This is a genomic window from Okeania sp. SIO3B5 (assembly GCF_010692555.1).
In the GTDB taxonomy this organism is placed as follows: domain Bacteria; phylum Cyanobacteriota; class Cyanobacteriia; order Cyanobacteriales; family Microcoleaceae; genus Okeania.
This window is the reverse complement of sequence record NZ_JAAHHG010000507.1, coordinates 1-7,196: the sequence shown is the minus strand read 5'-3', so window position 1 is coordinate 7,196 and position 7,196 is coordinate 1. Positions and strand designations below refer to the sequence as shown.

Genomic DNA, 7,196 nt, shown 5'->3' with positions numbered 1-7,196 from the left:
CCCAACTATGCGCCTAAAATACTAACTTTTTGAGCATGAAGAGCTGAAAAGCTTGCACTTTTGTTTACCCCAAACAGGCACTTGTCTTTATATGTCAATGCTTTTAGATTTAATCAGCAAGCCCTAAATAATCCCAGTAAAAATTTATAATCAGTTAAAATATCACTCAAAATTTTTAACATGAAAGTTCTCCATTAAAAGTTGAACATTAAACAATAACTAAGACAATAATTTTATTTTCAGAAAAGACTTAAAGCGGATTCCACCTTGGTGAGGTACACCCGCGCGAGCAAGATGCTCGCACTGGAAACATTCAATTATTAAAATTATTAATATGTGTACTTCATATACTTGGAATATGCTGTAAATATCTGACTAACCTGATAACTACCATATTACTAATCTTCTTTTCTTAATTCATAATTTTTCTAGTACAGAAATCTATTTCACCTAACGACCAACTAATTTATCCCGTAAATATTTAATTCTATCCCGCAACTTAGCCGCCTCTTCAAATTCTAATTTTTTCGCCGCTTCCTTCATCTGAGTTTCTAACTTTTTAATCCACTCCGGTAACTCCTCCAAAGACAACTCATCCACCTGTTCATAAACCTCTTCCAACTGTTGAGAATTTAAACGGCGCGACACATCTAAAAATGCCAAAATTGCATTACTTTGTTTCTTAACAATAGGCTTCGGCGTAATATTATTCATCTTATTATATGCCAACTGAATTCCTCGCCTTCTTTCAGTTTCATCTATGGCTTTAATCATACTATCCGTCAAATTATCAGCATATAAAATAGCCTGACCCCGGACATGACGCGCTGCCCTACCAATAGTCTGAATTAAAGAACGTTCCGCCCGTAAAAATCCCTCTTTATCCGCATCTAAAATAGCTACTAAAGAAACCTCCGGTAAATCCAAACCTTCCCGTAATAAATTCACCCCAATTAAAACATCAAACTCTCCCTCTCTCAACCCCTGTAAAATCTCAATTCTCTGAATAGAATTGATCTCCGAATGTAAATAACGAACCTTCACATTTTGCTCCTGCAAATATTCAGTCAAATCTTCAGCCATCCGCTTAGTTAAAGTCGTAATTAAAACCCTCTCTTCCAGCTTAACCCTTTCCCTAATTTCTCCTAATAAATCATCAACCTGACCCTCAGTTGGACGAACAAAAATTTCCGGGTCAACAACACCAGTCGGACGAATAATTTGCTCAACAATTCTATCCTCAGATTTTTCTATTTCCCAATTTCCAGGAGTAGCAGAAACCAAAATACATTGATTAACCTTTTGCCAAAATTCCTCAGATTTTAAAGGTCGATTATCTGCAGCACTAGGCAAACGAAACCCATGTTCAATTAAAACTTTTTTCCTAGCTTGATCGCCATTATACATTCCACGAATTTGTGGAACTGTCACATGAGATTCATCAATAACTAATAACCAATCTTCCGGAAAATAATCAATCAAACATTCCGGTGGTTCCCCTGCTTTTCTACCTGCTAAATGCCGAGAATAATTTTCCACTCCATTACAATATCCCACCTCCCGCAGCATTTCCAAATCATATCTACAACGCTGTTCTAAACGTTGAGCTTCTAATAACTTTCCTGCTTTTTCTAATTCCTCTAATCGCTCATCTAATTCTGCTTCTATATCATTACAAGCTGCTTCCAATCTTTCTTCAGGAGTAACAAAGTGACGCGCCGGATATATATTTAAAGACTCTAAACTTTGGAGAATCTTTCCAGTTACAGGGTCAATATAACGAATAGCATCTATTTCATCCCCAAAAAATTCTACCCGAATAATTCTATCCTCATAAGCAGGTCCGATTTCCAAAACATCGCCCTTTACTCTAAACTTTCCTCGACCTAAATCTAAATCATTTCTGGTGTATTGAACTGTCGCCAAATCTCTCAAAATTTGTCGTTGATTAACTTCTTCTCCCACTTGCAAATAAATAGCAGCTTTTAAATATTCAGCAGGCATTCCCAAACCATAAATACAACTAATAGAAGCCACAACAATTACATCTCGACGTTCAAAAAGTGACCGAGTTGCTGAGTGACGCAACATATCAATTTCATCATTAATAGAAGCAGTTTTTTCTATATATGTATCTGTTACCGGAATATAAGCTTCCGGCTGATAATAATCGTAATAACTAACAAAATACTCAACCGCATTATTAGGAAAAAAATCGCGCAACTCATTACACAATTGAGCAGCCAATGTTTTATTATGAGCCAAAACTAACGTCGGTCTACCTACTTTTTCAATGACAGAAGCTATAGAAAAAGTCTTACCCGTACCAGTAGCTCCTAGTAATGTTTGAAAATTATGCCCCGTCTGAATATTAGTAGTTAATTGAGCGATCGCTTGAGGTTGGTCTCCAGTAGGTTGAAAAGGAGCTTGCAAACAAAAATTTGTCATAATAATTTTAGTAGTATTTATGTTATGGCAAAAGGAAGAAGAAAGAAGGAAGAAGGAAGAAGGAAAAATCTTACGTTGTCTGAGTTTTAAGCTGTCGCTCTGTCCTAATCTTTTCTTCAATAGCTTTCATTTTCAATTGTATCTTTTAATTTCAAAGTTAGGATTAATACCACTATATTCGGCAAGCTTATCCAACCCTCAAAAAACTAGGTAAAAATCGCAGTGCATTTTTGATTGACAACTATATTTTATAATATAATCTCCAGAAAAGAGGGAGTAGGTAGTAGGAGGAATAATTGATAATTTATGTACAATAATTAATTTTATTTTTGATTATTGGAGATGTATGTTGTATATTTTAATTTCAAAGTTAAGATTAATACCGCTATATTCGGCAAACTTATCCAACCCTCAAAAAACTAGGTAAAAATCGCAGTGCATTTTTGATTAACAACTATAATTTTTTTATCTGGGATGTGGAGACCAAGTGCTATGAAAAAGGTATGGAGGGAATACGGAATAGTAAAGAAATGGGATGGTCTGTTACGCACTTTACTGGACTAAAATTTATTGTCAAATATCAAAAGACATAGTCCTATAGCAATCCTAAATTGGTTGTGAAAATTCTTATAGTAGTTAATTTCAAGTGAAAACATGAGTAAATTCTGACTCCTGTACTTCTTACTTTTAACTTTTAACTTTTAACTTTTGACTTTTGATTTCTGTAGTTCTTACTTTTGACTTTTGACTTTTGACTTTTGACTTCTGTAATTCTTCCTTTTGACTTTTGACTTTTGAATTTGAAAATCAGGGTTTCTCGTGGTAAACGCTACACAAAAAAGACCAGCAAAATACTTAGATCCAAGTATTGCTTTATTACTTCCTCCGTATCTGCAAAAATTGGCTAAACTACTCTATCGCACTTATCTGGAAACTCATCCTGACCTACTTAGACTTCCCTTTGGTGTAGCTATTAGTCCTGTCAGTTATAGAGCTAGTCTAATATTCTCTCACCAGCCAATTTTATTACCAGGTGAATTTTTCGTCCCTGTAGACTTAATTGAATCAAAAATCTATTAATCGAATATGGACTTACTTATAATATTGCCTTTTACTCTAATTGTATTTGCCCTTGGTGCATCCATTGGCAGCTTTCTCAACGTCGTCATTTATCGCATACCTTCTAAATTATCTATACTTTTGCCCCCCTCTCATTGCCCCCGTTGTAAAAGTAAATTAAAACCCTGGGAAAATATCCCAATATTTGCTTGGTTATGGTTAGGTGGGCGTTGTAGCCATTGTCACAGCCCAATTTCTATCCGCTATCCCTTAGTAGAAGTCGTTACAAGTTTCTTATTTTTGCTCGTTTTCTGGAAATTTGGAACTACAATTCCCACTTTAGGTTATTGGACTTTTTTCAGTTGGCTACTGGCTCTGTCTATGATTGACTTAGATACCATGACTTTACCTAATTCTCTCACACAATCTGGATTAGTCTTGGGTTTAAGTTTTCAAGTTATTACCACATTAGAGACAAATATTCAAGAAAATAATCTAATCAATTCTTTAATGGTTGGTATTATCGGCGCAGTCGTTGGTTTATGGTTATTTGACTTAATATCTATATTCGGTTCCATAACTTTCGGACAAACAGTTATGGGTGGAGGAGATGCCAAACTAGCAGCCATGATAGGAGCTTGGTTAGGTTGGAAATATCTACTATTAACTTGTTTTCTCGCCTGTACTATGGGAGCATTTGTAGGTGGAGGAGCGATCGCTCTAGGTTGGCTAGACCGAAAACAACCAATGCCATTCGGGCCTTGTTTAGCAATAGGAGCTGGTTTGACTGTTATCTGGGGTGATGATATATTGTCAACTTACTTCAATCTATTTTTCCCTGGATTCTCATCCTGATTTTTCTGAATGAAACATATTACTCAGGATATCTAAAAGTTTATAGATACTTAGGGCTAAAACTTTTCTAAACAGAATTTCCAGCCAAGCTTTTTCAACTATCACAGAATTGTTTTGAATCAAAATGCTTTGAGTTGATTTTCTATTAGCTGATAGTCGTAGCTCTATATTCTATACTCAATTACCTGAATAGTTGAAAAACACAACGCTTTAGCAAAAATTTAATCACTTAACAATTAATTCTAAATTATTTTAATGTCTCTATTTGATTGGTTTGCAAATCGTCAAAAATCAGTCCAGAACTCTCAACAGAGACCTGAACGAGAAATTGCTGATGGACTTTGGATAAAATGTGAAGCTTGTGGTGCTTTAACTTATACAAAAGACCTCCAAGCTAATCAAATGGTTTGCCTGGAATGCAAGCACCACATGAAAATATCCAGCAATGAGCGAATTGAGCATTTGCTAGATAGTAACACATGGATGGCAATTAACGAAAAAGTTAAAGGGACAGATCCTTTAAAATTCCGCGATCGCAAAGCATACAGCGATCGCCTCGCAGAATATCAAAGAAAAACAGGACTTTTAGATGCTGTACAAACAGGTATCGGCAACATCGAAGCTGAACCCGTAGCTTTGGGAGTGATGGACTTCCAATTTATGGGAGGAAGTATGGGGTCAGTTGTTGGAGAAAAACTGACTAGATTAATAGAAAAAGCTACTAAAGAGCGCTTACCTGTAATAATTATTTGTGCTTCTGGTGGGGCCAGAATGCAAGAGGGAATGTTGAGCCTGATGCAAATGGCCAAAATCTCCGGTGCTTTAGAACGTCATCGAGAAGCGAAACTGCTATATATTCCAGTTTTAACTCATCCGACTACAGGTGGGGTTACAGCAAGTTTTGCCATGCTTGGAGATATTATTATTGCTGAACCAAAAGCAACGATAGGTTTTGCTGGACGACGAGTTATAGAACAAACGGTCCGTGAAAAGCTACCTGAAAACTTTCAGACCTCCGAATATTTATTGGCACATGGTTTCATAGACATAATAGTACCTCGTACTCAGTTAAAGAAAACTCTGGCTCAGTTAATTCGCCTTCATAAAACTCATCCTGCTGCTCCTACTTCTACTGAATCATTAGAAGCAGGGCCATATTGCCATTTACCTTTTCAGCCAGAACAACATAATTCCATTACAAATGACAACAAAATTCAAACCATGCCTCAGAATTAGATTTTGAGTGCTTCACAATTTTTTTTTAATTAATTATTTATAAATTGAAAAAATGTTATGGGTTTCGCAGATATATCAATCCAGGAAATAGCAGAAGACTTTAATGTCCATGTAGACGAGGTACTTCGTCTTTGTGACCAAATGAGGATTTCTTATAAGCACTCTCAGACCCGTTTGGCCTTAGAAGATGCTAAAGCAATCATGTCTCATTTATTAGCCCAAGAACAAAAATCTAATTCTTAATCAAAAAAATTGTTAAATACTTGACTAATTGACACACTGCCAGTGATAAATAAAAATTAGCTAAATCGCCGAGAAGTCTCACGCCATAATATGCAAATTTGGCGGATGAATCGGTAGCAAATTAATCACCTTTGAAAAACCTAGCCAACCCTAGACATTTTTAGGAATTGTCTCTCAAAGGTTGCAGATTAAGTCTTAACTGACTACGTTGGCAGGTCACGACCACAATATGTGAACTCCAGCATATATACTGGTCACTCTAAATTAAGGACAGCGTTTAATAGCGCCCATCGGAAGTTGGTTTGATACCGATAGTGTTTAGGGTATTAACAAGCCTGGCCAACATAATCGAGGAACACTTTACTGAAAAGGACTAGACACCACAATGTCTAACACTAATTATGTTTTCGTCATAGATACAAACAAAAAACCATTACAACCTTGCAAACCTTCTATTGCTCGTAGATTGTTAAATTCTGGTAAAGCTGCTGTATGGCGACGCTTTCCGTTTACTTTGATTCTCAAAAAAGCTGTTGAAAAAGTTGCAAAAACAACTTTAACTCTCAAGATTGACCCAGGCTCAAGATTTACAGGGATAGCTCTATTAGAAGAAAACAAGGTGATCTGGATGCTCTTAATTCAACACCGAGGTTCATTAATTTCCGAAAAACTTCAAAAGCGTTCTCAACACCGTCGAGCTAGGAGAACCAAAAACCTCAGATACCGTAAACCAGGTAACCCGAACAAAAAGAAGCCCACTGGTTGGTTAGCACCTTCTCTAGTGCACAGAGTCGAAACTACTATGACTTGGGTCAAACGATTAATTAAGTTTTCTCCTGTAGAATCAATTTCAATGGAATTGGTTCGCTTTGATACTCAGTTGATACAAAATCCTGAAATTACAGGTCTTCAATATCAGCAAGGGGAATTAGCAGGATACGAATTGAGAGAATATTTGTTAGAAAAATGGGGTCGTCAATGTGCTTCCACAAGTGGCAAAACTAATACACCACTAGAAGTAGAACATATTCACCCCAAGTCAAAAGGAGGTTCAGACCGAGTATCTAACTTAACTGTTGCCTGTACTAAATGCAATCAGATTAAAAGTAATCAAGATGTCAAAGATTTTTTATCTGGAAAACCAGAGTTATTGAAGCGAATACTAACCCAAGCTAGATTACCATTAAAAGATGCAGCAGCGGTTAATTCTACGCGGTGGAAATTGTTCAATACCTTAAAGACTACTGGGTTGACCGTAATCACATCTAGCGGGGGACAAACAAAATTTAACCGCAGAAAGCAGAAATTACCCAAAGCACACTGCATAGACGCTGCTTGTGTAGGTGAAGTTAATA

6 protein-coding genes are annotated in these 7,196 nt (G+C 36.4%); 5 read left to right on the top strand and 1 reads right to left on the bottom strand.

Features of this window, described 5'->3' with window-relative positions; translation table 11 throughout:
• Positions 1 to 450 precede the first annotated feature (450 nt).
• On the bottom strand, positions 451 to 2,448 hold the full coding sequence (gene uvrB / locus F6K54_RS36810) for an excinuclease ABC subunit UvrB (RefSeq protein ID WP_293088871.1): 1,998 nt from the start codon (positions 2,446 to 2,448) through the stop codon (positions 451 to 453).
• Positions 2,449 to 3,267: 819 nt separating this feature from the next.
• On the opposite strand from uvrB, the gene F6K54_RS36805 reads away from it, so the two are divergent.
• From F6K54_RS36805 to iscB, 5 genes are all read left to right on the top strand, one after another.
• Positions 3,268 to 3,528, top strand: a complete 261-nt coding sequence (locus F6K54_RS36805; RefSeq protein WP_293088869.1) for a hypothetical protein — start codon at positions 3,268 to 3,270, stop codon at positions 3,526 to 3,528.
• A gap of 6 nt (positions 3,529 to 3,534) precedes the next feature.
• On the top strand, positions 3,535 to 4,362 hold the full coding sequence (locus tag F6K54_RS36800) for an A24 family peptidase (protein WP_293088868.1): 828 nt from the start codon (positions 3,535 to 3,537) through the stop codon (positions 4,360 to 4,362).
• 255 nt (positions 4,363 to 4,617) lie between these two features.
• Positions 4,618 to 5,598, top strand: a complete 981-nt coding sequence (accD, locus tag F6K54_RS36795; protein ID WP_293088866.1) for an acetyl-CoA carboxylase, carboxyltransferase subunit beta — start codon at positions 4,618 to 4,620, stop codon at positions 5,596 to 5,598.
• A gap of 57 nt (positions 5,599 to 5,655) precedes the next feature.
• On the top strand, positions 5,656 to 5,841 hold the full coding sequence (locus F6K54_RS36790; RefSeq protein WP_293088864.1) for a translation initiation factor IF-2: 186 nt from the start codon (positions 5,656 to 5,658) through the stop codon (positions 5,839 to 5,841).
• A 385-nt stretch (positions 5,842 to 6,226) separates the two neighbouring features.
• On the top strand, positions 6,227 to 7,196 hold a 970-nt coding region (iscB, locus tag F6K54_RS36785), incomplete at its 3' end, for an RNA-guided endonuclease IscB (protein ID WP_293088862.1).